At 70.8% G+C, this 26,929-nt stretch carries 26 protein-coding genes; 13 read left to right on the top strand and 13 right to left on the bottom strand.

Going from position 1 to position 26,929, the window contains the following annotated elements:
- Nucleotides 1-213 precede the first annotated feature (213 nt).
- On the top strand, nucleotides 214-2,430 hold the full coding sequence (locus ABZ664_RS35005) for an ATP-dependent RecD-like DNA helicase (protein WP_362520093.1): 2,217 nt from the start codon (nucleotides 214-216) through the stop codon (nucleotides 2,428-2,430).
- Here ABZ664_RS35005 and ABZ664_RS35000 read toward each other — a convergent pair.
- From ABZ664_RS35000 to ABZ664_RS34985, 4 genes are all read right to left on the bottom strand, one after another.
- On the bottom strand, nucleotides 2,405-3,181 hold the full coding sequence (locus ABZ664_RS35000) for a winged helix-turn-helix domain-containing protein (protein ID WP_362520090.1): 777 nt from the start codon (nucleotides 3,179-3,181) through the stop codon (nucleotides 2,405-2,407). The genes ABZ664_RS35005 and ABZ664_RS35000 overlap by 26 nt on opposite strands.
- A 104-nt stretch (nucleotides 3,182-3,285) precedes the next feature.
- Nucleotides 3,286-3,621 (bottom strand): STAS domain-containing protein, encoded by a 336-nt coding sequence (locus ABZ664_RS34995; protein ID WP_362520087.1) that lies wholly within the window; start codon nucleotides 3,619-3,621, stop codon nucleotides 3,286-3,288.
- 6 nt (nucleotides 3,622-3,627) lie between these two features.
- Nucleotides 3,628-4,713, bottom strand: a complete 1,086-nt coding sequence (locus ABZ664_RS34990) for a cobalamin B12-binding domain-containing protein (protein WP_362520084.1) — start codon at nucleotides 4,711-4,713, stop codon at nucleotides 3,628-3,630.
- Nucleotides 4,710-6,383 (bottom strand): SpoIIE family protein phosphatase, encoded by a 1,674-nt coding sequence (locus ABZ664_RS34985; protein WP_362520081.1) that lies wholly within the window; start codon nucleotides 6,381-6,383, stop codon nucleotides 4,710-4,712. Before ABZ664_RS34985 ends, ABZ664_RS34990 begins: the two co-directional genes overlap by 4 nt.
- A 410-nt stretch (nucleotides 6,384-6,793) precedes the next feature.
- On the opposite strand from ABZ664_RS34985, the gene ABZ664_RS34980 reads away from it, so the two are divergent.
- Together ABZ664_RS34980 and ABZ664_RS34975 are read left to right on the top strand one after the other, a co-directional pair.
- Nucleotides 6,794-7,960, top strand: coding sequence for an Ig-like domain-containing protein (locus ABZ664_RS34980; RefSeq protein WP_362520075.1), 1,167 nt, complete (start codon nucleotides 6,794-6,796; stop codon nucleotides 7,958-7,960).
- A gap of 176 nt (nucleotides 7,961-8,136) precedes the next feature.
- A complete protein-coding gene (locus ABZ664_RS34975; protein WP_362520072.1) occupies nucleotides 8,137-8,856 on the top strand; it encodes an HAD family hydrolase in 720 nt (239 codons plus the stop codon).
- Nucleotides 8,857-8,889: 33 nt separating this feature from the next.
- Here the strand turns inward: ABZ664_RS34975 and ABZ664_RS34970 are convergent, their stop codons facing one another.
- Complete coding sequence (locus ABZ664_RS34970; RefSeq protein WP_362520069.1) at nucleotides 8,890-9,852, bottom strand: radical SAM protein; 963 nt, start codon at nucleotides 9,850-9,852, stop codon at nucleotides 8,890-8,892.
- A 140-nt stretch (nucleotides 9,853-9,992) separates the two neighbouring features.
- Between ABZ664_RS34970 and ABZ664_RS34965 the strand changes: the two genes are divergently transcribed.
- The 5 genes from ABZ664_RS34965 to ABZ664_RS34945 all read left to right on the top strand — a co-directional run bounded on the left by ABZ664_RS34965 (nucleotide 9,993) and on the right by ABZ664_RS34945 (nucleotide 12,269).
- A complete protein-coding gene (locus ABZ664_RS34965) occupies nucleotides 9,993-10,319 on the top strand; it encodes a multidrug efflux SMR transporter (protein ID WP_362520065.1) in 327 nt (108 codons plus the stop codon).
- A gap of 66 nt (nucleotides 10,320-10,385) precedes the next feature.
- Nucleotides 10,386-10,946: a GNAT family N-acetyltransferase gene (locus ABZ664_RS34960; RefSeq protein WP_362520062.1), complete on the top strand. Its 561-nt coding sequence runs from the start codon at nucleotides 10,386-10,388 to the stop codon at nucleotides 10,944-10,946.
- Nucleotides 10,947-10,998: 52 nt separating this feature from the next.
- Nucleotides 10,999-11,346, top strand: a complete 348-nt coding sequence (locus ABZ664_RS34955; protein WP_362520059.1) for a DUF952 domain-containing protein — start codon at nucleotides 10,999-11,001, stop codon at nucleotides 11,344-11,346.
- On the top strand, nucleotides 11,343-11,900 hold the full coding sequence (locus tag ABZ664_RS34950; RefSeq protein WP_362520056.1) for an NUDIX hydrolase: 558 nt from the start codon (nucleotides 11,343-11,345) through the stop codon (nucleotides 11,898-11,900). The genes ABZ664_RS34955 and ABZ664_RS34950 overlap by 4 nt, the downstream gene beginning before the upstream one ends.
- Before the next feature lie 99 nt (nucleotides 11,901-11,999).
- Nucleotides 12,000-12,269, top strand: a complete 270-nt coding sequence (locus tag ABZ664_RS34945; RefSeq protein ID WP_350949716.1) for a hypothetical protein — start codon at nucleotides 12,000-12,002, stop codon at nucleotides 12,267-12,269.
- Between the two features lie 66 nt (nucleotides 12,270-12,335).
- Here the strand turns inward: ABZ664_RS34945 and ABZ664_RS34940 are convergent, their stop codons facing one another.
- The gene (locus ABZ664_RS34940; RefSeq protein WP_362520051.1) at nucleotides 12,336-12,629 is read right to left on the bottom strand and encodes an aldo/keto reductase; all 294 of its coding nucleotides are present in this window, start codon (nucleotides 12,627-12,629) and stop codon (nucleotides 12,336-12,338) included.
- 2 nt (nucleotides 12,630-12,631) lie between these two features.
- Entirely contained in the window at nucleotides 12,632-12,919 is a 288-nt protein-coding gene (locus ABZ664_RS34935) for a TetR family transcriptional regulator (RefSeq protein WP_362520045.1), read from the bottom strand.
- Nucleotides 12,920-13,274: 355 nt separating this feature from the next.
- Here ABZ664_RS34935 and ABZ664_RS34930 point away from each other — a divergent pair, with 355 nt between their 5' ends.
- On the top strand, nucleotides 13,275-14,753 hold the full coding sequence (locus ABZ664_RS34930; protein ID WP_362520042.1) for a GAF domain-containing sensor histidine kinase: 1,479 nt from the start codon (nucleotides 13,275-13,277) through the stop codon (nucleotides 14,751-14,753).
- A 129-nt stretch (nucleotides 14,754-14,882) separates the two neighbouring features.
- Nucleotides 14,883-15,803, top strand: a complete 921-nt coding sequence (locus ABZ664_RS34925; RefSeq protein ID WP_362520040.1) for a GAF domain-containing protein — start codon at nucleotides 14,883-14,885, stop codon at nucleotides 15,801-15,803.
- A 1,156-nt stretch (nucleotides 15,804-16,959) separates the two neighbouring features.
- On the opposite strand, the gene ABZ664_RS34920 is transcribed toward ABZ664_RS34925, so the two are convergent.
- Complete coding sequence (locus ABZ664_RS34920; RefSeq protein ID WP_362520037.1) at nucleotides 16,960-17,235, bottom strand: isoamylase early set domain-containing protein; 276 nt, start codon at nucleotides 17,233-17,235, stop codon at nucleotides 16,960-16,962.
- Between the two features lie 599 nt (nucleotides 17,236-17,834).
- Between ABZ664_RS34920 and ABZ664_RS34915 the strand changes: the two genes are divergently transcribed.
- Nucleotides 17,835-18,893, top strand: a complete 1,059-nt coding sequence (locus ABZ664_RS34915; RefSeq protein WP_362520034.1) for a tyrosine-type recombinase/integrase — start codon at nucleotides 17,835-17,837, stop codon at nucleotides 18,891-18,893.
- A 164-nt stretch (nucleotides 18,894-19,057) separates the two neighbouring features.
- Here ABZ664_RS34915 and ABZ664_RS34910 read toward each other — a convergent pair whose 3' ends face one another.
- On the bottom strand, nucleotides 19,058-19,624 hold the full coding sequence (locus ABZ664_RS34910) for a helix-turn-helix domain-containing protein (protein WP_362520031.1): 567 nt from the start codon (nucleotides 19,622-19,624) through the stop codon (nucleotides 19,058-19,060).
- Nucleotides 19,625-19,764: 140 nt separating this feature from the next.
- On the opposite strand from ABZ664_RS34910, the gene ABZ664_RS34905 reads away from it, so the two are divergent.
- Nucleotides 19,765-20,736, top strand: a complete 972-nt coding sequence (locus tag ABZ664_RS34905; RefSeq protein ID WP_362520028.1) for a zinc-binding dehydrogenase — start codon at nucleotides 19,765-19,767, stop codon at nucleotides 20,734-20,736.
- A 119-nt stretch (nucleotides 20,737-20,855) separates the two neighbouring features.
- Here the strand turns inward: ABZ664_RS34905 and ABZ664_RS34900 are convergent, their stop codons facing one another.
- On the bottom strand, nucleotides 20,856-22,739 hold the full coding sequence (locus ABZ664_RS34900; protein WP_362520025.1) for an ABC transporter ATP-binding protein: 1,884 nt from the start codon (nucleotides 22,737-22,739) through the stop codon (nucleotides 20,856-20,858).
- Nucleotides 22,740-23,058: 319 nt separating this feature from the next.
- On the opposite strand from ABZ664_RS34900, the gene ABZ664_RS34895 reads away from it, so the two are divergent.
- The gene (locus tag ABZ664_RS34895) at nucleotides 23,059-23,364 is read left to right on the top strand and encodes a DUF3817 domain-containing protein (RefSeq protein ID WP_362520022.1); all 306 of its coding nucleotides are present in this window, start codon (nucleotides 23,059-23,061) and stop codon (nucleotides 23,362-23,364) included.
- Between the two features lie 16 nt (nucleotides 23,365-23,380).
- Here the strand turns inward: ABZ664_RS34895 and ABZ664_RS34890 are convergent, their stop codons facing one another.
- The 3 genes from ABZ664_RS34890 to purB form a co-directional block, all read right to left on the bottom strand.
- Nucleotides 23,381-24,403, bottom strand: a complete 1,023-nt coding sequence (locus ABZ664_RS34890) for a DUF4037 domain-containing protein (protein ID WP_362520019.1) — start codon at nucleotides 24,401-24,403, stop codon at nucleotides 23,381-23,383.
- Nucleotides 24,404-24,541: 138 nt separating this feature from the next.
- Nucleotides 24,542-25,297 (bottom strand): GNAT family N-acetyltransferase, encoded by a 756-nt coding sequence (locus ABZ664_RS34885; RefSeq protein WP_362520016.1) that lies wholly within the window; start codon nucleotides 25,295-25,297, stop codon nucleotides 24,542-24,544.
- Nucleotides 25,298-25,302: 5 nt separating this feature from the next.
- A complete protein-coding gene (gene purB, locus ABZ664_RS34880) occupies nucleotides 25,303-26,733 on the bottom strand; it encodes an adenylosuccinate lyase (RefSeq protein WP_362520013.1) in 1,431 nt (476 codons plus the stop codon).
- Nucleotides 26,734-26,929: the final 196 nt, after the last annotated feature.

Genomic DNA, 26,929 nt, shown 5'->3' with positions numbered 1-26,929 from the left:
GGGCAAACCACCCCGCCCGCCCCCGGACGAGCCTGCCGAAACCCGCGAAACCCCGCCCCCGTGCTTCACCGGCCTCTCCCGTGGATCCGGCGGCCCCCGACCGCTTCCTCCCGGCCGGCCTCGCGCGGCCCTGTCAGGACGGGGAAACAGGCCGCGAAGGCTGCCCTACACTTGCGCGAGCGGATCCAGCCGATCCAGCGCGAAGGAGGTGGCGTGCAGCCGGAGCAACGGGCAGTCGCGGGCGTATCGATCTCGGCCGTGCTCGAGCGCATCACCTACGCCAACGAGGAGACGGGCTACACCATCGCCCGGGTGGCCACCGACCGCTCCGGTGCCGATCTGCTGACCGTGGTCGGGCCGCTGCTGGGCGCCCAGCCGGGCGAGTCGCTGCGGCTGACCGGGCGCTGGGCCTCCCACCCCAAGTACGGCAAGCAGTTCGAGGTGTGGTCCTACGCCACCGTGCTGCCCGCCACCATCCAGGGCATCCGCCGCTATCTGGGCTCCGGGCTGATCAAGGGCATCGGGCCGAAGATGGCCGAGCGGATCGTCGACCACTTCGGCGTCGACACCCTGGAGGTCATCGAGACCACCCCCGAGCGGCTGGTGGAGGTTCCCGGGCTCGGCCCCAAGCGGACCAAGATGATCGGCGTCGCCTGGGAGGAACAGAAGATCATCAAAGAGGTGATGATCTTTCTGCAGGGGGTCGGCGTGTCCACCTCCATCGCGGTCCGCATCTTCAAGCAGTACGGCGACAAGTCCATCACCGTCGTCAAAAGCGAGCCCTACCGGCTGGCCGACGACGTGTGGGGCATCGGTTTCAAGACCGCCGACACCATCGCCCAGGCCGTGGGCATCCCGCACGACAGCCCCGAGCGCGTCAAGGCGGGTCTGCGCTACACCCTGTCGCAGGCCGCCGACGACGGCCACTGCTACCTGCCGGCGCCCAACCTCATCGGCGACGCGGTGAAGATCTTGGAGGTTCCCGCCGAACTCACCGCCCGCTGCCTGGAGGAGCTGGTCGCCGAGGAGGGCGTGGTCCGCGAGGAGGTCCCGGTCGGTGACACCGGCGTCCCCGCGGTCTACCTGGTGCCCTTCCACCGCGCCGAGCTGTCCCTGGCCGGCGCGCTGCGTTCCCTGCTGGCCTGCGAGCACGATCGGCTGAGCGCCTTCGCCGGCGTCGACTGGGACGCGGCGCTGAGGTGGCTGCGTACCAAGACCGGCGCCGATCTCGCCGAGGAGCAGGCCCAGTCGGTACGGCTGGCGCTGACCGAGAAGGTCGCGGTGCTGACCGGTGGCCCCGGCTGCGGCAAGAGCTTCACCGTGCGCTCCATCGTCACCCTGGCCCGCGCCAAGAAGGCCAAGGTGATCTTGGCCGCGCCCACCGGCAGGGCGGCCAAGCGCCTGGCGGAGCTGACCGGCCACGAGGCCACCACCGTGCACCGGCTGCTGCAGCTGCGTCCCGGCGGGGAGGCCACCTTCGACCGCGACAATCCCCTGGACGCCGACCTGGTCGTGGTCGACGAGGCCTCGATGCTGGACCTGCTGCTGGCCAACAAGCTGGTCAAGGCCGTGGCGCCGGGCACGCACCTGCTCTTCGTCGGAGACGTCGACCAGCTGCCCTCGGTCGGCGCCGGCGAGGTGCTGCGCGACCTGCTCGCCGCCGAGCAGGAGATCCCCCGGGTGCGGCTGACCCACATCTTCCGCCAGGCCCAGGAGTCGGGGGTGGTCGTCAACGCCCACCGCATCAACACCGGCCTGCCCCCGGCGCTGGAGGGTATGAAGGACTTCTTCCTGTTTCCCTGCGAGGAGCCCGAGGAGATCGCGGCGCTGACCGTGGACGTGGTCGCCAACCGCATCCCGCGCCGGTTCGGCCTCAACCCGCGCCGCGACGTACAGGTCCTGTCACCGATGCACCGGGGCCCGGCCGGGGCCGGCAACCTCAACAACGCGCTGCAGGAGGCGCTCACCCCCGTTCGGGAGGGCATGCCCGAGCGCCGCTACGGAGGGCGGGTCTTCCGGGTCGGCGACAAGGTCACCCAGCTGCGCAACAACTATGAGAAAGGCGCGGCGGGGGTGTTCAACGGCACCGTGGGCACGGTGGTCGACATCAGGCCCGACGAGCACAAGCTGACCGTGCTGACCGACGAGGACGAGAACGTCGAGTACGCCTTCGACGAGCTGGACGAGCTGACCCACGCCTACGCGGTGTCGATCCACCGCTCCCAGGGCAGCGAGTACCCGGCGGTGGTCATCCCGCTGTCGACCAGCGCGTGGATGATGCTGCAGCGTAACCTCCTCTACACCGCGATCACCCGGGCCAAGAAGCTCGTCGTCATCGTCGGCTCGCGCCGCGCGCTCGCCCAGGCGGTACGCACCCGGGGCGCCGGGCGGCGCCACACCAGCCTCACCCACCGCCTGCGCGCTCGCTGAGTATCTCCTGCGGCCGCGGCGCCGCGGCGCCCGCCCAGGCGGTGAGGCCCAGCAGGCGTTCCAGGGCCTCGCCCCCGGCGCGAGTGACGGCCACGGCGCGCCCGGAGCCGATGCGGGTGACCCAGCCGCGCTCCAGCATGGTCGCACACAGCACGGCCCCGGCGCTGCCGGCCAGGTGGGGGCGGCGTTCGGTCCAGTCCAGGCAGGGCCGGGCCGGTGGGCGGCGCCCGCCGCCGGGTAGCGGTGCCCCCAGCTCGACGGCGAACCACGACAATCCCTCGTCGCTGAGCGCGAACCCGGCGTCCTGGTGCAGCAGGCCGCGCGCGGTGAGCGCGTCGGTGATCGTCACGCCGAGCCGCCCGGCCAGGTGGTCGTAGCAGGTGCGGGCCGCGGCCAGTGCGCGGGCCGCGCTCACGGCGCGCAGCGTCGCGGGCCGGGCGGCGCCCCCGGGGCCGGTGTGGGCCGCGTGGGAGGCCAGATCCTCGATGAGCTGGGCCACCCGCGGCCCGGCCAGGCGCACGTAGCGCCGGCGTCCCCGGCGCTGTTCGGCCAGCAGCCCACCGGCGACGAGCCGCGACAGGTGCTCGCTGGCGGTGGAGGCGGCGACCCCGGCGTGAGCGGCCAGCTCCCCGGCGCTCCAGTCGCGCCCGTCCAGCAGGGCCAGGCAGAACGTGGCGCGGGTGGCGTCGGCGAGCAGGGCGGCCAGCGCGGCCAGCGGCACCGGGCCGCCCGGCGTCATGGTGGGCGTCATGCCTCCATCATCGGCCGGCACCACTTCGGCGCCGACCGAAGCTGGCCGAAGCCGGCCGAAGTCTTCGCGAAAGCCTTCGGCGCTCTAGTGGCGGCCGCCGGCGCTCACTCCTGCTCCTGGGGAAGCCGAAAGACCCGGTCCAGGGCGGTCACCCGCAGCAGATGGCGCAGGTAGGGGGTGAGGGCGACGATGCGCATGGTGATGTCGTGCTCGCCCGCGGAGTTGTAGACGTTGATCAGCGCCGCCACCCCCGAGGAGTCGATGAACTCCAGACCCGACAGGTCCAGATCGAGGTTGCGCACCTGTCCCGACAGCAGCTCTCGCGCGAAACCGAAGAGCTCAGGGGCCGTGTCGTAGTCGAGGTCACCGCTGAGGACGAGCAGGGTGGTGTCCGGAGCGGTGGTGCGCACCTCGGTACGGAACGGAGTCTTGTCGAACATCAAACGTCAGGTCTCCTGATCGGGGCCGGGGACAGGTGCCGCCTCGGCTGCCTGGACCAGCATGTGACGGGCACGGGGGAAGTCTCGCAGCTCGTCGTGGAAAACGCGCAATCCCACCGTCACGGCCTCGGCGGGGACGCCGCGTGCCGCGAGCACGGAACCGGTCCAGCCGATGAAGCCGGTGAACAGCTGCGCGTCGTCGATGTACAGGGCCGCGGCCAGGAAGTCGAGCAGATGGCCCAGGTCGGCGGCGGTGGCGTCGACCTGGTGCAGGTCGTAGGCCGCCATCGGCGGGTAGGCGCGGGCCAGGGCCTGCAGGGCGCGGGTGAGCAGCTCGGCGCGCCGGCGCGTCAGGTGGGTGTACTCCTCGTCGGCCAGATGGGCCGGCACGGCGGCCTGGCGGGGCGGGCCGGTCAGGTCGCCGCGCTCCAGCAGGTCGGCCGCGGCGTCGGCGCTGGGCGCCCAGGCGTCGGCGCCCAGCAGGCGGGCGTAGCGGCCGTCGGCGCCGAAGCCGGCTCCGCCGGCCATGACCGGCACGCCGACGGCCTGGCAGGCGGTGAGCGTGGCGTGCGCCCGGGGCAGCCGGGTGGCCAGCGCGCAGCCCAGCGCGACCGCGTCGGGCCCGCTCTGGTGCAGGTGGGTGATCAGGTGCGGGCCCGGCACGCTGGCGCCCAGGAAGTCGACCCGCCAGCCGCGCAGGCGCAAGACCTCGGCCAGCAGGCGGGTGGGCAGCGCGTGGTACTCGCCGTCGGCGCAGGCGACGGTGAGGCGCCCGCGGGTGGGCTCGGGCCGGACGCGGGCGGCGATCGCGGCCACGGCGCGCTCGCTGACGGCGGTGGCGCCGTGCTCGCGGGCGATGGACCACTCGTTGGCCGCCCACAGCTCGCCGACGCGCCGCTGGGCGGGAGCGATGAGATCGAGCAGCAGCCGCTCGGCGTCCACGCCCTGCTCCAGCAGGTCGAGCACCAGGTCGATGGCGGCGAACTCGTCGGCGCGCCCGATGTGCTGCAGGTATCGATCGAGGGCCTCGTGCGGGCCCGCCCCCCGCGGCGCGGCCGCGCCCGGGGTATCCGTCGTGCTCAGGGTGCTCATCGAGCCGGCCTCGCCTGCACCGCCAGCAGCGCCCGGTCGTCTTGGACGTCGCCGCCCAGCCAGTCGGTGCTGATCTGCTCCAGCCGCTCGACCAGTGCCGCGACCGGCATGCCCGCGCAGCCGGCCAGGGCGGCCTTCAGCCGCTGGGCGCCGTACATCTCCCTGCCGGTGGGGCCGCCGAAGGCCTCGGTGATGCCGTCGCTGTAGAACAGGCACACCTCGCCGGGGGCCAGGTCGACACCGGCCGGGGCCAAGGCGGCCTCGGCGAACGCGCCGAGCATGGGTCCGTGGGCCGCGCACTCCTGCACGGTGCCGTCCAGGCGCAGGATCAGCGGCGCCGGGTGCCCGGCGACCGCCAGGTTCACGTGAACGTGCCCGCCCGGGGCGGCGCTGAGCGCGCCCAGCACGAGGGTGGCGTAGGAGTTGGGTATGGGCGAGCCCCGCAGGGAGCGGTTGAGCAGGGCGACCAGATGCTCGGGGCGCTCTTCCAGCAGCAGCAGTGTGCGCAGGCAGTGGCGGATGTGCCCGGCCAGGACGGCGGCGCGGGCGCCCTTGCCGCAGACGTCGCCCAGCACCACCAGCGGATCGCCGGACTCGCCGGGCTCGGGCAGGTAGACGTCGTAGAAGTCGCCGCCGATGAGCCCGGCCTGGCGGGCGGCGCGCAGCGATCCGGCCAGCTCCGCCCCGGCCAGCGCCGGCAGCGGCGGGGGCAGCAGGTCGCTGCTGAGGATCGCGTTGGTGGCGCTTTGCTCCTGGTAGAGGGCGGCGGCGGAGATGGCCGCCCCGGCCCGGGCGGCGAAGATCCGCACCAGGGTCTCGGCGTCCTCGTCGAAGGGCGGCCCGTCTTCGTGACGGGCGAGCACGAGCGCTCCGGCGGGTACCCCGTTGCCGGGCAGCGGGGTGACCAGCAGGTGCCCGGCCGCCCCGAACCTGTCGGGCAGCAGCCAGCCGGGCACCTGCCCCGGATCCAGCCAGCGGCTGGGCACGGGCGGGAAACCCGCCAGTGCCTCGGCCAGGCCGGGCACCTGCGCGGTGTCGGCGACGGCGACGTTGCCCTCCTGCAGGAACCGGTCGGTGCTGGTCAGGCGGAGCCAGCCGGCGTGGCGGCGCCCCGAGGGCGGCAGCACGACCATGGCGGCATCGGCCAGGAAGGGGGTGGCCAGCTCGATCGCGGTGCGGGCGCAGCGGCGCATGTTGAGCGAGGCCGACAGCCTGCGGCCCGCCTCGATGAGGAAGTCGGTGCGCCGGCGCTCGGCCAGCAGCGCGTCGGTCCTGGCGGCCTCGGCGGTGACGTCGCGCAGGTACCAGGCCCGGTGGCTGAGGCCGAAGACCTCGCGACGTACCCGGATCCGGCGCCGCCCGTGATCGCTCTCGCGGCTCTCACCGTCGGGGTGCTCACCCTCGAACAGGGGCGCGGCCGGGCCCTGGCGCAGAAGGCGGCCCACGGCGATCTCCGGTGCCATCTCGGCCGCGGCGGCGTTCAGCATCACCACGACACCGTCGGCGCCGCACAACACGACCCCCTCGCCGCTGGCCTCCACGATGGCGCGCAGCACCTCTTCACCCGGTGGACGCGAAAGATCGCGCTCACCGGTGTCGGTGTCGCGGTCGAGGTCGGCCGCGGCGGTGAGTGCGTGGACGGGGTCGCGCAACGGGGGAGGTCTTGTCATCACCCTGGGCTTCCGTGTGGAGAGGGATCGATCAGACTATCTTCCCGCCGCGCCGTCGGGACGGGGCGGGGAACCGGTGCGTGAGGCCGGAAGGTCCTTTGCTGCCCATGCCCCCCACAGGGCCGTTGATGCGGCCGGCGCGTGAGGGTTTACGACTGGAAACCGCACCCGCGGCCGACCACCCCGCCGGAGCAGCGCTTTCACGTCAGGGCCGGTGACGTGGGCACTTTGCCGTCACCTGACTCTCAGTTGGCATTTTTCTGACCTTACGAAGAGTCCGAAACGTTACCAAACCCATCGCAACCATGCCGAGTCACCATGCATCTCCTATTAGTGTTTTTAAGAGCAGTTTGCTGTAGTGGGGGAGAGACATTGTGCTGACCATGGGACACCGACGCCTCAGGACGCCAGTGGCCGCTCTGGCTTTGGCGACCACGACGGTGCTGGTCACCGCCTGTTCCACGGGGTCGAGCCCGAAGGATCCCGCCGGTCCCGGCGCCGGATCGGGCGCCGTGGCCGCCACCGCTCCGGCCGCGACCGAGATAAAGATCAGCCCCGCCCAGGGCAGCAAGACCGTACGCCCCGACAAGAAGGTCGTCGTCGCCGCCTCCAGCGGCGCGCTGGAGGAGGTCACTGTGCAAAGCGGCGACCGGGTGCTGGAAGGCGACTTCAACGCCGAACGCACCAGGTGGGTCTCCAGCACGCCCATGGAACCGGCCAGCGACTACACCGTGTCGGCGCGGGCGGTCGACGGCACCACCGCCGCCAGCTCCTTCAGGACGCTCAAGCCCAAGCATGAGCTCGAGGTGGCGGACGTGACCCCGGCGATCAAGGGGGAGAAGGTCGGCGTGGGGGCGCCGATCATCGTCACCTTCAACCAGCAGATCGCCAACAAGGCCGGGGTGGAGAAGGCCCTGAAGGTCACCTCACAAAAGCCGGCCCAGGGCGCATGGCGGTGGATCAACGACACGACCGTGATCTACCGGACCGCGAAGTTCTGGCAGCCCCACCAGAAGGTGACCTTCACCGCCCGCCTCAAAGGCGTACAGGGCGGCAAGGACATGTACGGCGTCAAGGACATGACCAAGGTCATCCAGATCGGCGCGGCCCAGATCTCCACCATCGACACCCGCAAGCACAAGATGATCGTCAAACGGGACGGCAAGGTCGTGCAGACCATGCTGATCAGCGCCGGCAACGCCAGCACCCGCGAGTACACCACCACCAGCGGCGTCCACCTGACGATGGGCAAGGCCAACCCCGAACGCATGATCTCCCCGGGCCGCAAGAAGGGCGACCCCGGCTACTACGACCTGATGATCAACCACGCGGTGCGGTTCTCCAACAGCGGCGAGTACGTGCACGCGCTGAACAACGTCTGGGCCCAGGGGCGCCAGAACGTCAGCCACGGATGCATCAACGCCCGCCCCGACCAGGCCAAATGGTTCTACAACCAGGTTCAGCGCGGCGACGTGATCACCATCAAGGGCACCAACCGCGAGATGGAGTGGAACAACGGCTGGGGCTTTTGGCAGCTGTCGTTCAAGGAATGGCGCAGCGGCAGCGCCCTGGCCTGAGCCCTCAACCTTCGAAGCCCTCCCGAGCCCCCCGGGGAGGGCTTCGGGGGTGTGATGGCCGCATGAGCTCACGGGCTCCCCGGCGCGGCGGAAAACAGGACGCGCCGGGCCCGGCGGGCGCGGTAGCGTGTGCGCCGGACACGGTGAAGGCACGATGAAGGCGGCCAAGACCGCCGATGACGACGTTCTCGGGGGAGGACCGGGTGAGACTCCAGGGGCAGGTGCTCATCTTCGACGCCGACGACACGCTGTGGGAGAACAACGTGCTGTTCGAGCGAGTCGTGGAGGACTTCCTCGACTGGCTGGCGCACCCGACCCTGGAGCGCGCGCAGATCCGCGCCGTCCTCGACGACATCCAGGCGGCCAACGCCGTCACCCACGGCTATGGCAGCACGATGTTCCTGCGCAGCCTCGGCGAGTGCTTCGAGCGGCTGCGCGAACGCCCGGCGACCGCGGCCGAGCGCCGCCACATCGACGAGCTGGCCCTGGCCCTCCTGCAGCGCCGCCTGGAGCTGGTCGCGGGCGTCACCGAGACGCTCACCGCGCTCGGCGAGCGCCACGAACTGCTCCTGCTCACCAAGGGCGACCTGCAAGAGCAGCGGCGAAAACTGGAGGCCTCACAGCTGGCCCACCACTTTCGCGACGTGCACATCGTGGCCGAAAAAGACGTCACCACCTATCGGTGGCTGGCCCGCGAGCACGCCCTGGCGCCCGCGACGACCTGGATGATCGGCAACTCCCCGAAGTCGGACATCCTTCCCGCCCGGCAGGCGGGCCTGAACGCCGTCTTCATCCCCAACGACCACACCTGGGCGCTGGAGCACAGCGAGCTGGACCCCGGCGACGAGCGGGTGCTGCGGCTGGACAGGTTCTCCGAACTGCTGGACCACTTCTGAGACCCCCGGGGGCCGCCAGGAGAGGCCGCCGGCCTACAGCAGGGTGAGCTGGGCCTGCCGGGGCAACGCCAGCGGCAGAGGCTGCTCGGGCCGGGTCGGCCCCATCCCGTAGCGGGCGGCCAGCTGCAGGATCTGGCCGGTCAGGCGGCGCACATAGCCGGGTTCGGCGTCGGCGCCGCGGCCGTACAGCTCGGCGTAACGGGGCTCAAGCGCCGGATGGTGCTCTCGAAGCCAGGTCAGATACCACTCGCGCGCCCCGGAGGGCAGGCGCAGCACCTGAGGGACACAGCTGACGGCCCCGGCGTCGGCGATACGGCGCACGGTGGCCGACAGCTGGTCGGGGGAGTCGGTCAGCAGCGGCAGGATCGGCGCCATCGCCACCCCGCACGCCACCCCGCGCTCGTTCAGCTCCGCCACCAGCTCCAGGCGTTTTTGCGCGCCGACAGCACCGGGCTCCACCGTGCGGCGGATCCGGTCGTCGACGAACGCGATCGAGACCACCACCCCGGCCCCCGGTGTGGCGGCCAGCAGGTCGGCGTCGCGCAGGATCAACCGGCTCTTGGTGTGGACGGTGAACGGCGCCCCGGCCTCACGCAACGCGGTGACCAGGCCCGGCATCAGCCGGTAGACCTCCTCCACCTGCTGGTAGCAGTCGCCTCCCATCCCCACGGTGATGTGCTCGCCGTCCCAGCGTGACCTCAGCTCCGCGCGCAACCGCCGCACGATGTTGGTGCGCACCACGATCCGCGCGTCGAAGTCACCTTCGGCGTCCAGCCCCAGGTAGCGGTGTCCCCGGCGCGCCGAGCAGTAACGGCACGCCTGGGCGCACCCCCGATACGGACTGACCGCCCAGCCCTCGGGCGTAACGTCCAGCGCGGTGCGCGCCTGCACCTCGTAACAGGTCAGGGCCCCGTGGACCCTGGTCAGCGCGGAGCGCTCGATCCGCGGCCTGGCGTCGGGCGGCGCGGCGAGCAGGGGAGGCGCGTCCCATCGCATACGGCTCAGTGGAACACGCTTTCGATGCCGCTCGCAAGCCGGGCAGGTCGTGGCGCCGGACGGTCCCGCCCCGGGAGACCACCCATCTGTGATCAGCGAAAAATGGTATGTTTGGCCCGATTTACGGGGGAGTGGTGACAATGGCGTGGTTAATCCTGGCCGGGGCGATCATCGCCGAGATCGTGGCGACCACCGCCCTCAAACTGAGCGACGGATTCACCCACAAAGGCTGGTCGGTCCTCGTCGTCGCCGGCTACGCCGCCGCCTTCATCCTGCTGGCCCAGGCACTCAAGCTCCAGATGGAGGTCGGCACCGCCTACGCCGTCTGGGCCGGAGCCGGCACCGCCGCCATCGCCGCCATCGGCGTCCTCTTCCTCGGCGAGACGATCAACCTCGCCAAGATCGCCGGAATCGCCCTGATCATCGGCGGCGTCGTGGTCCTCAACCTGGCCGGAGGCACCCACTGACCCCCGCACGCCCCGCCCCCCAATATCCCCTCGCCCCCCACCCGGCCACTGTCCTAACCTGACCGGATGCTGAAGCCCGTCCTGCCCATCCGGACCGACCGCCTGACCCTGCGCGCCTACACCCCCGCCGACCTCGACGCCCTGCACGCCATCCACCGCCTGCCCCAGGTCGCCCGCTACCTGTACTGGGAGCCACGCGACCTCGAACAGACCCGCCAGGCACTGGAAAAGAAGATCAGCGAGACGGCGCTGCTGGAAGAAGGACAATCCCTCACCCTGGCGGTGGAACTGACCGCCACCGGCGAACTCCTCGGCGACGCCCTGCTCATCTGGCACAGCCGCTCACAACGCGCCGGCGAGATCGGCTACGTCCTGCACCCCGACCACCACGGCAAGGGCTACGCCACCGAGGCCGCCCGGGTCATGCTCGAACTCGGCTTCGAACACCTGAACCTGCACCGCATCGTCGGACGCCTCGACGCCCGCAACGAGGCCTCGGCCCGGGTGCTGGAGAAACTCGGCATGCGCCGCGAGGCCCACTTCCTCGACAACGAGATCGTCAAAGGCGTATGGACCAGCGAGATCGTCTACGCCATCCTGCGCCGCGAGTGGCGCCCCCACCACTGACACCGCCCGCCCCCGGTTGAACGACGGCGACGCACACGGCACGATGTCTGCGATGACCATCCTGCATCTCGCCCTGGCCTCCGACTGGGAGGCCGCCCGCCAGGCGGGGGAGTACCGCGTCTCCACCCTCGGCCGCACCCTCGACGACGTCGGCTTCATCCACGCCTGCGCCGGCCACGAACAGCTACGCGGCGTCGCAGAACGCTTCTACCGCGACGTCACCGACCCCCTCGTGCTGCTCAGCGTCGACCCCACCGGACTCGACGTCCGCATGGAGGTCCCCGACGACACCCCCGAGGCCTTCCCCCACATCTATGGGCCCCTCCCTCTCAGCGCGGTGACCTCCGTCCTGCCCTTCACCCCGCCCGGTCCCGGCCCCGCCAGTAGGGTCCCTGCATGACCGACGTATCCGGACCGACGATCCGCACCCTCGACTCCATGGTCGTCTACACCAACCCGTGGATCAGCGTGCGCGAGGATCGTATCGAACGCCCCGACGGCTCCCACGGCATCTACGGCGTCGTGGACATCCCCGACTTCGCCATCATCATCCCCATGGAGAACGACGGCTTCCACCTCGTGGAGGAATACCGCTACCCGGTCAGACGGCGCACCTGGAACTTCCCCCAGGGCGGGGTCAAGGACAGTCCCTCGCCCCTGTTCACCGCCCACACCGAACTCACCCAGGAAACCGGTCTGCGAGCCACCTCGATGACCCATCTGGGACGCCTGGACAACGCCCACGGCACCTCAGGCCAAAATTACGACATCTTCCTCGCCACGGGCCTGACCGCCGGCGCCCACGAGCGCGAGCACACCGAACAGGACATGCGCCAGACCTGGGTCCCCCACGCCGAACTGGAACGGATGATCTTGTGCGGCGCCATCACCGACAGCAACTCGATCGCCGCCTACGCCATGCTCCTGCTGCGCGGCGTGACCCGGCAGACCTGACAGGGCGGCCCCGCGCCTTCGGCGCTCTCAAGCCGCATCACCGTCAAATCCGGTGATCTCACCCCACACACGCGGACCTCACGGCGGTACGCTCACCCCATGTCGAACCTGATCGTCATCCTCCTCCTGACGGCGGTCATCGTGGCGGCGCTCATCGCCCTGATCGTCTTCGCGGTGCGAGCGGCACAGCGCCCCAGAAACGCCCTGGTCGGTGGGGGAGTAGGCCCCGAGCTCATCGAACGGCTCCTGGAACTCAAGGCGGCCGGCCAGTTCGACCAGGCCGTCTTCCTGGTACGCGGCGAAACCGGCATGAGCCACCGCACCGCCGCCCGCTTCGTCAGAAGACTCAAGCCGGCACCTCCGCCCTGACCCCACCGCCTGCCCCGGCACAGGAGGCCGCCCACACGGCCGACAGCGCACGCCCCGCGAGGGCCCTCACCCGACGCTTCCGGCCGCCCAGTTCCGTACGGCCGGAACGTACCCGGCCGGCTTGTCGCCGACCTTGACACCGGGACTGACCAGCCGGCCCTGATAGCCGGGCATGAACATCTGGTAGACCGACGAGGGCGGCACGCGACTCGCCTCGTCGAGCCGGGCGCGCAGTTCGGCCGGCAGCTCGAAATCCAGTGCGGTCACGGTGACGTCGAGCTGGTCGGCGCCACTCGCCCCGACGATCGCGGAGGCGCCCCCGGGCTGGGTGGCGACCCAGTTGACCGCGACCTGAGCCATCGTCACCTCCAACGTGGCGGCGACCTCCTCCAGGCCGGCCAGGAGGTGAGGTCACCGAGCTGGGGCCGCTGGTCCTCCAGCACGCGATCGGCTTCGAAACGGGCCACGGCCAGCAGCAACTCCTCCCGCCCACCCGGAAAACAGTGAAACAGCTGGCTCTTGCTCGTCGCCGTCCTGGCCAGGATGTCGTCAAGGGTCGTGCCCACCACGCCGTACTCGCCGATGTCGGCGGCCGCGCCCTCGAGAGTGCGCTGCCGCGTCGCGGCCCCCTTGCGGGTCAGCGAACGCATGGCACCCCCCAGATCAGACTTTCCAGTCACTGTAGTGCGGACGCTCCGGCGACATACGAGGAGCGCGACCCCAAGGACCCGGCGGGCATGGTCGGCGCGGGCCGCTTGGGCGGCGAGATCCTGACCTCAGACCAGGCCCTGACCCGACGGCGCCAGGTCGCCTCCAAGGCCATCCGCCGCACCCCTCGCCGTCGACGAAGGTCTTTCACACATCACCAAATAAAACCAATAAACGACCCAATTTATTATAGATCAATATAAATTTGGATAAACCAGGGAGATCTATGCGCCGATATCAAGAAGATATGTGCCAATATCGAGACGGGTCGAAAAACACAGAAGGAAGAGATGGTCAATGGTGGCCACCGAAGACAACGCCGCCACTGCCGGCGAGTGCTTCACGGCCGCCGTCGGCGGCACCGGACAACGCCTGCTCCAACAGCACCCAAACCAGGCGTTCCCCCAACCCCTTTCCGGCGCGAAACCTCCCGCCCACGACACGGAAGCCCCCGTGACCGACAGATGGCTGCTCGCCGTGAGCGAACCAGGCATCGGCCGACTCGCCCTGCAGGCACGCGAACGACTCAACCTGCTGTGCGACGCCGGCTCCCACATCGGCACCTCACTGAGCGTGACCCGAACCGCCGAAGAACTGACCGAAGTCGCCGTCCCCCGCTTCGCCGACTACGTCGGCGTCGACCTGTACGACCGCGTGCCACGCGGACAGGAACCCACCGGCATCAACGACGGACTACGCCGAGTCGCCTTCCTGGGCGTACGCAAACACTCCTGCCTGCACCCGGTCAACGCACTCATCCAACTGCTCGCCTCCACACCACAGGCCCGCAGCGTGGCCGCCGGACAACCGGTACTCGAACCGGCGCTACCCACCAACCTCGGCTGGATAGCACAAGATCCCGAACGCTGCCGGAAAGCCTGCGAACACGGCATCCACTCCCTCGTCGCGGTACCGATGCGGGCCCGCGGCATCACCCTGGGGGTGGTGAGCTTCTACCGTTGCAGGACCAGGAAGACATTCGAGGAAGACGACCTCTCGCTGGCCGAGGACCTGGTCAACCGCACGGCGCTGTGCGTGGACAACGCCCGCCTCTACACCCGCGAGCGCATGATCTCCACAGAGTTGGAGCAGACCACCGTGTCACTGCGAGACGCGCTCGACCGCCAACGGCGCTTCACCGCCGACGCCTCCCACGAACTACGCACCCCCCTCGCAGGACTACGGGTCCAACTGGAGGAAGCCCGGCTCCACCCCGGCGAGACCGACCTCACCGACCTACTCGGCCACGCGCTGAACGACGTGGACCGACTGCAGGCCATCATCACCGACCTGCTCTCACTGGCCCGGACCGGAACGGCCCCGCTCACCGCCCTGGAGCCCGTCGACCTCGCCGAACTCGTCGAAGCCGAAGTCACACGCCGGATCGGCGACCATCACCCGACACAGCTCGACCTCGCCCCCAAAGTGCTGGCCAGCGCCGTCCCCATACAAATCTGCCGGGTGCTGAACAACCTGCTCGACAACGCCCAACGGCACGCCGCCCACCACATCACCGTAGAGGTACGCCGCACCGGCGACACCGCCGAACTCAGCGTCACCGACGACGGCCCCGGAGTCCCCCCGGCCGAACGTGAACACGTCTTCCAGCCCTTCACCCGGCTGGACAGCGCCCGCAGCCGCGACCGCGGCGGCACCGGACTCGGCCTGGCCATCGCCCGCGCCATCGCCCGCGACCACCACGGCACCCTCCACGTCGAGGACGCCTTTCCGAACGGGGCACGCTTCACCCTCCACCTCCCAGCCACCACCTCGTGAAACGACCGACTCGCCAACGCACCCATCGAGCACACAGAAAAGTCAGCCACAAAGAACCGGCAGCAATTCACCGGCCCGACAAGAAAACCCGCGCACAAAGGATTTGTTCATTGTGAGGACGTTGTGGGCGTGAGCCGAACGGCGAATGTCTTGAACACCGCGGGACAACACGCCGGCGAGATCATGGAGCGCCTCCTGGACGGGACGCTCACGGAGGACGAGATGCGCACTCCGATCTTGAATTCGTGGCGACGCTGTCAAGCCGCCGGACTGCCCCCCGGCGGCTTCCGAACACGCCTGCTCGACGACCTCGACTACGACAACATCCTGATACGCGCGGCCCGGCCCGTACTCGACCGACTGCAAACGACCATCGCCGGCACCTCCTCAGGGGTGTTCCTGAGCGACTCCTCCGGAGTGCTGTTCCTACGCGCCCTGGGCGACACCTCAATGCGGGCGGCAGCCGACGCCACCGGCGTCATTCCGGGCTTCAGCTACGCCGAGTCCGACATAGGCACCAACGCCGTCGGCTCCACGCTGCTGGAACGGCGAACCTACCAGGTCTCAGGCAACGAGCACCTGTGGGAAAAACTCCACAAGTTCGCCGCCGTGGGAACACCCGTGCTCAACCCCCTCAGCGGACGCGTGGAAGGAGTCATGTGCATCGCCTCCCTCGACGAGCGGGCGAACACGCAGATGACGGCCATGGCCCAGCGATCAGCCCACGACATCGAGCAAAGACTGCTCGAATTCAGCGCCGAACGCGAACGGGCCCTGCTGAAAAGATTCCTCGGCGCGGCACGGGAAAGCGGAAACACACACGCCTCGCCGGGGTCCATGCCCTCAGACCTGTGCCATCGCGACCGGACCGCCCTGGAAGACGCCGCTGTCAGCCTGGTAGCGCAAGGCCGGGAAGCCACGGCGAAGATAGCCCTCTCCGACGGCCGGACCGCCACGGTCACCGCACACCTGGTGACCGACTCCACCGACCTGACCGGCATCGCCGTACAAGCGCGACTCTCAGAGGAAACCCCGCGAAATCGGCGATAGCGGCCGCCATCCCCTCGGGCCGCAGCCGACGCGGCAGCGGGGGAGCGGCGACGCCGAGCCGATGAAGACGACCCGCCCAAAACGGCTGATCACCCAGGAACGGGCGGACAACCTGCGGGACACCCGCGCGCAGCGCCGCCAGGCCCGTACGGCCCCGCGACGCGGGCCTCGACCGCCGACAAGGCGCGCCAGGTCACCCGATTGAACACCGCAGGCACCCGTGCAGGCAGGCTGGGGGAGGGGAAGGCGGCCCTGCCACACCCCCGAACCGGGGGAGTCGCCCGATCCAGGACGGGTTGCCGGCCGTGAGCATCTTCACAACAGCGCCGAGCTACCCACATTCGTCCACCGAAGCGGGTAACTGCTCTGACGACCCAGGGGAGAGCCATCCGGGCGCCGATTTCGTGGACGACCGCCACCGCCGTCAAACAGCCAAAGAAAGACATCCAACAGAACAGAACAAATAAGACAAATCGACCATGGGGCAGAGCGCTCGAGATAACCATGATCACAAAGCGGGTCGACCTGGACGCGACCCCCGGTCACATCCACCGGGCGGCTACCGGGCAGAACGGCTGCGACGGAACCGGTCCCGGGCGGCACGCATCGACGAAACCGCGCCATTTCTTGATCGCTTTAGGCGACCCGGAAGATCGTGGATCTTGCTCAACGGAACGATCAAGCGGGGGTGATCATGCACAGAAGGAGACTCCGGCGCCATGACGCACCCGTGAGGGAGTCGCCCCGTTCTTCGCGCTCCCGCGCGACGGGGAGCATCCGACGGTAACAACCTTCACGCCGCACCAAATAGGTCCTATCAGCACAAAGCATCGTATACCAGACAGAAGCTCAATTCTGTCTGGTATAAAATATGGCCGTTTAGACCCCTATGGATGCCTAACAGGCTGGCGATGATTCGGCTCCGCGGTAGCGACACCTCGGTTCTCGCCGCAGGTGTCCCTCCGGGCGCGTGTTCGCGCTCGACCGCCCGCACGTGCTGACCGGCGGCCTGAGCGCGCTGCCGGTCACCTGGTGACCGCGATGCCCAGCCCCTGGTCGGTGCGGCAGGCGCTCGCCCTGGCCGATCGTCTGCGTGCGGTCCTGGCCCCAGGCGGTGAGGGGGTGATCTTTCAGAAGGTCTGCCCGGTGGCGGGGTTCACAGGTGCATGACGCTGCTGTGGTGGTCGATGTGGTCGGCGGTGTCGTCGTCGAACCACAGGCCGCCGGTGGCGAGGTAGCGGAAGCGGTGGATTCCGGGGGGCAGGATGATCGAGATGGTGCGGGTGCCGTTGCGGCGGCGGCGCATCTCGTGGCGGCCGGGTTGCCAGTCGTTGAAGTCGCCGACGACGCTGACGACGCCGAGGGGGTGGTCGGCGGGCAGGGCGAAGGTGACGCGGGTCTTGCGGCCGAACAGTTGGGTGCGTTTGAGCATGTGCGTCCTTTCCGGGGCTTTCCGGGGCTTTCCGGGGGTGGGGATGAGGTCAGCTTCCCGGTTGGCGTGGTGATTCGGTAGAGGGGTGTGCAGGCCGTAACACACTGTTCACGCTGGTTTCGTGTTGTTCGCCACCTGGGTGATTCGCGGAGATCGGCTACGTGTGACCTGCTGAAGGACGCGGGGTCTCACCGGCGGGTGCTGGCCGGGGTCTCCCCTGCCATGACTCCGCGCGGTGTGAGCGGGCCGGAGGCGAGGCGGTAAAGCCATTCCGTCAACGCAGATCAGTCGAATCCGGTAAAAACATCTTCGGGACTTCCGTGAGGCCGGGCGGCGGGGCTTTTCTCGGCGGCCCTGCGGCGGGCGGGCGTTCGTCTACCGTGGGGGAATGAACATGATCGGCGAGGTGGCCGGTGGGCTACTCCCCCGCAGCCGCGACCGGCTGTGGCGTCGGTAGCCGGTGGCGGCATGTGGGAGGCGGGGTGTTTCGGCGGGCGGGGATGTGGCACTGGTGGCGGGTGAGCGGCCGTTGACGACGGCCAGGATGCGAAAGGGGTGTCGCCGGGATCATGCGGCCTGCTGATCTGAATCGTCTCAGCGTGGGCGAGTCGGCCGATCGTTATGTGGAGTTGGTGCGGGCCAAGACCCTGACCGGCGCGTTGTCGGCGTCGACGGCGGAGGTGTACGCGCGTGATGTGGCCACTTTCGTGGATCTGGCGGGTGAGGAGACGGTACTGGACGATCTGACCGGTGAGGATGTCGACGCCGTCCTGCTGGCGTTCGCCCGTAAGCCCGACGGGCGAAGGCGTTCGCGGCCCGAGGAGGCGGCGGGCTCCACCTCTCAGCCGGTCTCCTCCGCCTCGCAGTCGGCCTCCTCTCAGGCGCGGTTTCGGCGGTCGATCTCGGCGTTGTTCAAGCACGCGGTGCTGGCGGGGTGGGTGCAGGTCAATCCGATGGCGACGGCGACGGTGACGGCCAAGGAGCGCGGCGGGCTGCGGCCGCAGCGGCGGGCGCTCACCCGCGAGCAGGCGCGAGGGCTGATCGGCGCGGCGCGTGAGCTGGGAGACGGGGCCGAGGCCGCAGCACCGCAGGAGGTGCCTGCGGCGAGGGCGGGGCGGGTGCGCCGGCGTGACCAGCACACCGAGTTGCGTGACGGGCTGATCGTGTTGATGCTCTCGACGATGGGGCCGCGGGTGTCGGAGCTGGTCCGGGCCAACGTGGAGGATTTCTACACCAACGACGGGGTGCGTTACTGGCGGATCTTCGGCAAGGGCGGCAAGACGAGGGATGTGCCGCTGCCGGGCGACGTCGCGCTGGTGCTGGAGGCCTATCTGTTGCACGGGCGGATGGCTTCCGCCGACAAGGCGTTGCTGCTGTCGTGGCGGGGGCGGCGGCTGGCGCGGGGGGATGTGCAGGCGGTGATCGACCGGGTGCAGCGCAGGGTGGATCCCGATCGCCGTCGTTCGGTGACCCCGCACGGGTTGCGTCACACCACGGCCACCCATCTGCTGGCCGACGCGGTGGACATGGACGCGGTGCGGCGGGTTCTGGGCCACAGTGATCTGGCGACGCTGGGGCGTTACCGCGATGAGCTGCCCGGGGAGTTGGAGGTGGCGATGCGCTCGCATCCGTTGCTGCGCGGTCCCTCGTCGAGCTGAGCGGCAGGCGGCCCGCCTCGGTCTCTGCGTCGTGTGAGGGGGGGCAGGCGGCGCGGTGTTCGACGGCGCGCGGTCAAAGGCGCGAAGGTTCGATCGGGTACGGTGCGGCCGGGCGCCTGCCGAAGGTTCTTACCCGAGCAGGCGATGGTCCCGGCCGCTGTTGTTCAGGCCAGCAACTCCCCTACCAGCTGCCGCATGGAGCGGGCGAACCTGCCGGGGTCGGTGTGGGGGGTGAGGCGGCGCACCATGTCGGCGTCGAACATGCCCAGCAGGGTGTGGGCCACGAAGTCGGCGTCCAGGTCGGGGCGAGTCTGGGTGATCAGGGTTTCCAGGTGGGTGTGCCAGCGCACGTAGGTGGGGTCGGCGTGGCGGTCGGGGGCGCAGGAGCGTTCGTGGGCGGCCAGCAGGGCGAGGTTGTCGGCGGCCAGCCGGCACAGGGCATCCAGGAAGGCGACGATGCGCTCGAAGGGAGGCGCGCCCGGTCCCAGGGGTGGCGGTCCCGACTCCAGTGCCTCGCGCAGTTGCGCGGCCCGTTCCTGCAGCAGGGCCTGCATCAGCCCGGTGCGATTGCCGAAGCGTCGAAAGACGGTGCCCTTGCCGACTTGGGCGTGCGCGGCGACCTGGTCCAAGGAGATGTGGGCGCTGTCGCGGGTGTCGTGGGCGGCCAGTAGTTCTTCCGTGGCGCGCAGGATGGCGCGGCGGTTGCGGGCGGCGTCGGCGCGCTCGCTCACCGTTTCTCCCCTCGGTTTTTCTTTGCACAATCGGACTGTCGGTCCGTATATTAGCCCACAGCTAACCGGACCAGCGGTCCGATTGGTTCGGTGCGCCGAGACCTCCCGCACACCGCCCTCTCCCCACAGGAGCCTTTCTCGTGCACGCTCTCCTCGTCGACCCCTCCGCCCCATGCGGGCTGCGCCTGGGGGAGGCCGCCGACCCCGAACCCGACCCCGGCCAGGTGCTCGTGCAGGTGTACCACGCCTCCCTCAACCCCGGAGAGCTGGGCATGCTCGCCCAACTGCCCACCGGCCACGTGGGAGGCTACGACGCCGCCGGGGTCGTCGTGCGCCCCGCCGCCGACGGCACCGGCCCCGCGGCGGGCACCCGTGTGCTGGCCTTCGGGCCCGGCGCCTGGGCCGAGTTGCTGGCGGTCCGTGTCGCCGACGTCGCTCCCCTGCCCGACGCGGCCGCCCTGGCCGAAGCCGCGGCGCTGCCCATGGCGGGCATGACGGCCCTGCGAACCCTGCGCGCCGCCGGTTCCCTCCTGGGCCGGCGGGTGCTGATCACCGGCGCCACCGGTGCCGTGGGCCGCTACGGGGTGCAACTGGCCTTTCTGTCCGGCGCCCACGTCGTCGCCTCGGTTCGCGACGGCGCCCAGGCCCCCGCTCTCGCCGCGCTCGGCGCCCACGAGGTCGTCGTCGGCCTCACCGGCCTGCGGCAGGTGAGCGAGCCGTTCGACGTGGTGCTGGAGACGGTCGGCGGGCCGCACCTGGTGGCCGCGTGGGCGCTGCTCGCCCCCGGCGCCATCTTGCACAGCATCGGGTGGGCAGGCGCCGAGCCGGCCGTCTTCCCTGCCGGTTCCACCTTCTTTCCCGGTCAGGCCCGCACCTTGAGCTCCTTCGGCGACGCCGCCGCGGTCGGGGCCGACCTGAGCCTGCTCGCCGGCCTGCTCGCCTCGGGCGCGCTGTCGGCGCAGGTCGGCTGGCGTGGGTCCTGGGAGCGGGCCGAGGAGGCCATAGGGGTGGTCCGCGAGCGGAAGGTCGCCGGCAAGGTCGTCGTCGACATCACCGGGGCCCACGCCGACGAACCTGGCGCGGGCCCCGGTGCGACCCCGGCACGAGCGTGAGGACGCAAAATCTTCATGAAGGAGCGGTGAAGGCGGGCGCGCCGGGGCGCGCCCGTTGACCCGGCCACCTCCTCCGCGTTTTCGTGCCCTCATACCGGCGGCGCGAAGGGCCCGCATGCTCAGCGGGTGGCCGCGGTGGTGGCCTGCCGGTCGAACTGGGTGCGATACAGCTGCGCGTAGCGGCCTCCGGCGGCCAGCAGGCCGGCGTGCGTGCCGCGCTCGACGATCCGCCCATCCTCGACCACCAAGATCAGGTCAGCGGTGCGGATCGTCGACAGCCGGTGGGCGATGACCAGCGCGGTCCGTCCGGCCAGCGCCTCGGTCAGCGCTTCGGCGACCGCGGCCTCACTGGTGGAGTCCAGGTGGGCGGTGGCCTCGTCCAGCACCACCACCCGGGGGCGGGCCAGCAGCAGCCGGGCGATGGTCAGCCGCTGGCGCTCCCCGCCCGAGAGCCGGTAGCCGCGCTCGCCGACCACGGTGTCCAGCCCATCGGGCAGCGCCGAGACCAGATCGGCCAGCCGGGCGCGCCGCAGCACCTGCCACAGCTCCTCGGTCGTGGCCTCGGGGCGGGCCAGCAGCAGGTTGGCGCGGATGGAGTCGTGAAACAGGTGCCCGTCCTGGGTCACAACGCCCAAGGTCTGACGGATCGAGGCTGCCGACAAGTCGCGTACATCCACCCCCGACAACCGCACCGCGCCGCTGTCGACGTCGTACAGGCGGGCCAGCAGCTGCGCGATCGTCGACTTGCCCGCTCCCGAGGAGCCCACCAGCGCGACCATCTGCCCGGCCTCGGCGCGAAAGGACACCTCCTGCAGCACCGTCGCACCGCCGCGCGCATCCAAGGTGGCGACCTCCTCCAGGGAGGCCAGCGACACCTTCTCGGCCGAAGGGTAGGCGAAGCCGACGTGGTCGAACTCCACCGTCACCGGCCCTTCCGGCACCGCCCGGGCGTCGGGCCTGTCGGTGATCAGTGGCCGCAGGTCCAAGATCTCGAAGACCCGCTCGAAGCTGACCAGGGCGCTCATCACCTCCACCCGCGCCCCGGCCAGCGCCGTCAGCGGCGCGTACAGGCGGGTCAGCAGCAACGCCAGCGCCACCAGCGCGCCCGGCTCCAGGTCACCGCGCAACGCGTAGAAGCCTCCCGCTCCGTACACCAGGGCGAGCGCCAGCGCCGAGACCAGGGTGAGGGCGGTGACGAACACCGACTGCACCATCGCGGTGCGCACCCCGATGTCACGTACCCGCCGCGCCCGCGCCAGGAACTCGGCCGACTCCTGGGCGGGGCGGCCGAACAGCTTGACGAGGGTGGCGCCGGGGGCGGAGAAACGCTCGGTCATCTGGGTGCTCATCGCCGCATTGTGGTCGGCGGCCTCGCGTTCCATCCGGGCCAGCCGGCTGCCCACGCGCCGGGCCGGCACAACGAACACCGGCAGCAGCACCAGTGCCAGCGCGGTCAGCTGCCAGGAGATGCCGGCCATCACCACCAGGGTCAAGGTGAGCGTCACCAGGTTGCCCGCCACGCCCGACAGGGTGTCGCTGAAGGCGCGCTGGGCGCCGATGACGTCGTTGTTCAACCGGCTGACCAGCGCGCCGGTACGGGTGCGGGTGAAGAAGGCCACAGGCATACGCTGCACGTGGTCGAAGACGGCGCCGCGCAACCGCAGGATCAGTCCTTCACCGATGCTCGCCGACATCCACCGCGTCAGCAGGCCCAGCGCCGCCTCGGCCAGCGCGATCACCGCGATCACCGCGGCCAGCCGGACCACGACGCCCGCCGCGGCACCGCCGACGATCGCGTCGACGACCCGGCCGGCCAGCACCGGCGTGGCCACCGCCAGCACCGCCGACACCACACTCAGCAGCAGGAACCACGCCAGCAGAAAACGGTGCGGGCGGGCGAAGGCCGCGATACGCCGCAGCGTGGCCACCGAGAAGGGCCGCCGGTCCTGCTGGGCGTGCATCGTGGCGTACAGCGAATGCCAGGCCGCCATCTCCATGCTCATGGTGCGTCACCGTGCTTTCCGTGCTCGTCGGGTGAAAGACGGGCGGCCTCGCCGCCGCCCGGCGGCGGGGGGCGAAAAGCCCGGCGGGCGCCGCCTCTGCGAGGCTAGAAGCTGAAGTTAACTTCAGGTCAAGGGTGGGGTGTCCCGGCCAGGGCCCTCCCCCTCCCCCGCCCCCGGGCACTGCGCCTGCCCTTCGCGCACCCGTGGCCGTGCCCCGGCGGGGCGGGCGCCACCTCGCCCCCATAGGCTGAAGGCCGTATTCCCCTGTCCGGACGCCCCCTCGTCTCGACGTCTTCCCCTTCTGAGAGGTGTACGCGCCGTGCCGACCGCACTCCGCCTGTTCCGTTACGTGGCGATCGCCGAAGCGTGCTCGTGGGCCGGCCTGCTCATCGGCATGTACTTCAAGTACGTCGCCGCCACCGGAGACCTCGGTGTGAAGATCTTCGGCCCGGTGCACGGCGCCTTGTTCGTCCTGTACCTGGCCGCGGTGTTGTACGCGGCCCGCCAGGACGGCTGGAGCCGGGGCACGGTCATCGTCGGCCTGGTGTGCTCGGTGCCGCCGCTGGCCACCTTGTGGTTCGAGCGGCGTGTGCTGGCCCGCCGCGGCGAACCGCTCGCCGCCTGACCAGCGCCCTGCGGCTTCACAGGTCCAACACGGCGCGGGTGGCCGCCCGGCAGCGCCGCGGATCGGTCAGCAGGTCGGCGCAGTCGCCGAACTGGTCGATCGAGCCCACCGCGGGCAGCGCCCGCACGCGGGCGTCGGTGATGGCCGCGCTCAGAGCGTCGGCGAACCGGCCGGCGCCGATCACCTGGAAGGGCCGCCGGTGATAGGGGCGCAGGCTCCCCTCCAGCGCCGCGGCGCCCCCCATCCGGTTGTGCCAGGCGGCCACCCGCCGATACACCGCCCCCAGGTGCTCTTCTCGTTCACGCCAGGCGGTGGCCGCCACCGCCGCCGACAACGCCTCCCCCAGCTCCGCCGTCCCCGGCAGGCGGGCGAACGCGCTGCCCAGCCACTTGGCGTACGGCGGGTAGCGCCGCCGCATCAGCACGACCAGCCGCATCAGGTCGCGCGCCAGGTCCGCGCTGACCAGCGCCGAGCCCAGGTCGTCGCCGACCTCCCCGCACCGCCCGGGGAAGGCCTCCTGCTGGGCCAGGCGCCTCCACTGCCCGGCCAGCACGTAGCGTTCCAGATCGGGCGGATACCAGCGCAGCGCGGCGCGGGAGCGCCCCATGACCTCCAGGCCGTCGTGGAAGACCTCCCCGCTGGTGACCTCCGCCAGCCGCTGCCAGGGAGTCGACAGCCAGTCCAGCACGCTCACCCCGCCCAGCGGGTCGAATCCCAGCCGGTCGGTGAACCAGGTCCGCGGATCGCTCACCTGCACCCCGTGACGCTCACCGCCCACGGCGGTGCGATAGCCGCCGAAGTCCGCGGGCAGGCCCTCGCCGACGGCGCGCCGCACCTCCTCGGCGCGGTGGGCGGCCACGAACACCACCACCCTGGGCCCCCAGTCATGGTCGGTGGAGCGTTCGGTGTCGAACGCCAAAACCTCCGACCCGGCGCCGATCAGCGCGGCACTGTGCGGCACGTCGGCCACGATCGGTCCCACGACCTGGGCGTAGAAAGCACGCGAAAGCTCCAGGCCAGGTATGAAACTGGACATCATTTCGTCCACTCTGCCTGGCGTGACCGCGCCCCGCACCAGGTTTTCCTCCCAGGGCGCCCGCCCCGAGACCACACGGGACCGCGCGAGGGCCCCACCTTCGTCACCTGCTCGCGCGACTCCTTGCCCGGGACGGAAAACTCAGGCGTCCTGAAGGGCAGCGGCCGCCAGCGGGCGCCCGCGCAACCCCAGCCGCTCGTACAGGGCGATGGCGGCGTGGTTGCCGGTGTCGACCATCAACGCAACCCGCTCGTGCGCGGCCGCCAGCTCCCCCAGCACGAACCGGCACACCCTGCCGCCATGGCCGTGGCCGCGCACGGCCGGCGCGGTGGCGACCCCGGCGACGAAACCCACCTGCGCGCACGACCAGGCGTCGGCGGCCACCGCCACCAGATGGCCGTCCTGGCCGCGCACCCCCGCCCAGCGCCGCACCCCCGCCACGCCCGGCGCCGCCCAGGAGCCGGGAGCCGCCCGCGCCAGCAGGGCGGCGACCTGCCCCTCCTCGGCCTCCCCCAGCCACCCCACCCGCCCCGCTTCCGCCTCCGGCCGGGGCCAGGTGAGCGCGGACGCGGCCGCCTCCATCCACTCGAACACCCCCAGCGGGCGCAGCCGCGCCGATCGGGCGACCAGCCGCTCCATCAGTTTTCGCTCCCCCACCACCCGGTAGGAGGGGCCGACCTCGGCCGCCAGCGGCTCCAGCAGGGCGGCGACCGCATCGGCCTGCCCGTACACCGTGAGGCGATCACGGCGGTTGAGGTCGGGGCAGGCCACCGCCACCGCCTCCCCCAGCGCCCACGCCCGCACCCCCGGCCCCATCGCCTGCGCCCCCCACAACACGAGCGCATCCCCCGAGCAGGCCTGCGCCAACTGTGCGACGTCGCGCAACCGCACCGGCACGCCGCTCAGAGGATCGCCCCCGGCCGGTAGGCGGCCGCCTGCGGGTAGCGGGCCACGACCCGCTCCACCCGCTCCACGACCGCCTCCACCTGGGCCGAGGCCGCCCCGGTGAAGGAGATCGGCTCGCCCAGCAACGCCTCCAGCTGTGCCCGCTCCAGCGGGAAACGCTCGTCTGCTCCCAGCCGGGCGATCAGCTCGTTGCCGCCGGAGCCCTCGCGCATCGCCAGTGCCGACGCCACCGCGTGTTCCTTGATCAGCTCATGGGCGCTTTCGCGGCCCATCCCGGCCCGTACCGCGGCCATCAGCATCTTCGTCGTCGCCAGGAACGGCAGGTAGCGATCCAGCTCGGCGGCGATCACCGCGGGGAAGGCGCCGAACTCCTCCAGCACCGTCAGCATGGTCTCCACCAGCCCGTCGAACGCGAAGAACGCGTCCGGCAGCGCCACCCGGCGCACCACCGAACACGACACATCCCCCTCGTTCCACTGGTCACCGGCCAGTTCCCCGGCCATCGACGCATACCCCCGCACAACGACCGCCAGTCCGTTGACCCGCTCACACGAGCGGGTGTTCATCTTGTGCGGCATCGCCGAGGAGCCGACCTGCCCCTCGGCGAACCCCTCGGTGACCAGCTCGTGCCCGGCCATCAGCCGGATCGTCTTGGCCAGCGAGGAGGGGGCCGCCGCCAGCTGCACCAGCGCGCTGAGCACCTCGTAGTCCAGCGACCGCGGATACACCTGCCCCACGCTGGTCAGCCGGTGGGCGAACCCCAGGTGGGCGGCCACCTCCTCCTCCAGCGCCGCCAGCTTGGCCGCATCCCCGCCCAGCAGGTCCAGCATGTCCTGGGCGGTGCCGACCGGCCCCTTGACGCCGCGCAGCGGATAGCGGCCGATCAGCTCCTCCAGCCGGGCGAACGCCACCAGCAGCTCGTCGGCGGCCGAGGCGAACCGCTTGCCCAGCGTCGTCGACTGCGCGGCCACGTTGTGCGAACGCCCGGCCATCACCAGCTGCGAGTGCCGCGTCGCCAGGCCCGCCAGCGCGGCCAGCATCGCCACGCACCGGTCCCGCACCAGCACCAGGCTGTCGCGGATCTGCAGCTGCTCGACGTTCTCGGTCAGATCCCGCGACGTCATGCCCTTGTGCACCTGCTCGTGGCCGGCCAGCGCGTTGAACTCCTCGATGCGGGCCTTGACGTCGTGGCGGGTGACGCGCTCACGGGCGGCGATCGACTCCAGGTCGACCTGCTCGACCACCTTCTCGTAATCCCGCAACACCGCGGGGGAAACCTCCACCCCCAGCCGCGCCTGCGCGGCCAGCACGGCCAGCCACAGGCGCCGCTCGGCCACCACCTTGTACTCGGAAGACCACAGGCCGGCCAGCTGCGCGGAGGCATAGCGGGCGGCAAGAACATTGGGGATACGCGGCTTGGCAGTCACGTTGGGTCAGTATATTCCGCCGCCCGCACCCACCCGGCCCCCGGGCGCCACACCTGCGCAGACCAAGGTGAAACCGGGTGAAAGGGGGGCAGGCCGGTGGGTCCCGCGCGGGACCCACCCCGCGAGCCCCCCACGAAACAGCGGGAACCCCGGCCGGGGCCGCCCCCGCAGGCCAGGGGGAGGACAAGAGACGCGC

Origin of the sequence: Streptosporangium sp. NPDC006930 (assembly GCF_040635605.1) — a bacterium.
Taxonomy (GTDB): Bacteria; Actinomycetota; Actinomycetes; order Streptosporangiales; family Streptosporangiaceae; genus Streptosporangium.
This window is presented reverse-complemented; position numbering and strand designations above follow the sequence as displayed.

Excerpts from the sequence above, each read along its gene's own strand:
- ABZ664_RS35000 (WP_362520090.1), bottom strand. The coding sequence starts at position 3,181 with ATGACGCCCACCATGACGCCGGGCGGCCCGGTGCCGCTGGCCGCGCTG.
- ABZ664_RS34995 (WP_362520087.1), bottom strand. The coding sequence starts at position 3,621 with ATGTTCGACAAGACTCCGTTCCGTACCGAGGTGCGCACCACCGCTCCG.
- ABZ664_RS34990 (WP_362520084.1), bottom strand. The coding sequence starts at position 4,713 with ATGAGCACCCTGAGCACGACGGATACCCCGGGCGCGGCCGCGCCGCGG.
- ABZ664_RS34985 (WP_362520081.1), bottom strand. The coding sequence starts at position 6,383 with ATGACAAGACCTCCCCCGTTGCGCGACCCCGTCCACGCACTCACCGCC.
- ABZ664_RS34975 (WP_362520072.1), top strand. The coding sequence starts at position 8,137 with ATGACGACGTTCTCGGGGGAGGACCGGGTGAGACTCCAGGGGCAGGTG.
- ABZ664_RS34970 (WP_362520069.1), bottom strand. The coding sequence starts at position 9,852 with ATGCGATGGGACGCGCCTCCCCTGCTCGCCGCGCCGCCCGACGCCAGG.
- ABZ664_RS34965 (WP_362520065.1), top strand. The coding sequence starts at position 9,993 with ATGGCGTGGTTAATCCTGGCCGGGGCGATCATCGCCGAGATCGTGGCG.
- ABZ664_RS34960 (WP_362520062.1), top strand. The coding sequence starts at position 10,386 with ATGCTGAAGCCCGTCCTGCCCATCCGGACCGACCGCCTGACCCTGCGC.
- ABZ664_RS34955 (WP_362520059.1), top strand. The coding sequence starts at position 10,999 with ATGACCATCCTGCATCTCGCCCTGGCCTCCGACTGGGAGGCCGCCCGC.
- ABZ664_RS34950 (WP_362520056.1), top strand. The coding sequence starts at position 11,343 with ATGACCGACGTATCCGGACCGACGATCCGCACCCTCGACTCCATGGTC.
- ABZ664_RS34945 (WP_350949716.1), top strand. The coding sequence starts at position 12,000 with ATGTCGAACCTGATCGTCATCCTCCTCCTGACGGCGGTCATCGTGGCG.
- ABZ664_RS34940 (WP_362520051.1), bottom strand. The coding sequence starts at position 12,629 with ATGGCTCAGGTCGCGGTCAACTGGGTCGCCACCCAGCCCGGGGGCGCC.
- ABZ664_RS34935 (WP_362520045.1), bottom strand. The coding sequence starts at position 12,919 with ATGCGTTCGCTGACCCGCAAGGGGGCCGCGACGCGGCAGCGCACTCTC.
- ABZ664_RS34930 (WP_362520042.1), top strand. The coding sequence starts at position 13,275 with ATGGTGGCCACCGAAGACAACGCCGCCACTGCCGGCGAGTGCTTCACG.
- ABZ664_RS34920 (WP_362520037.1), bottom strand. The coding sequence starts at position 17,235 with ATGCTCAAACGCACCCAACTGTTCGGCCGCAAGACCCGCGTCACCTTC.
- ABZ664_RS34900 (WP_362520025.1), bottom strand. The coding sequence starts at position 22,739 with ATGAGCATGGAGATGGCGGCCTGGCATTCGCTGTACGCCACGATGCAC.
- ABZ664_RS34890 (WP_362520019.1), bottom strand. The coding sequence starts at position 24,403 with ATGATGTCCAGTTTCATACCTGGCCTGGAGCTTTCGCGTGCTTTCTAC.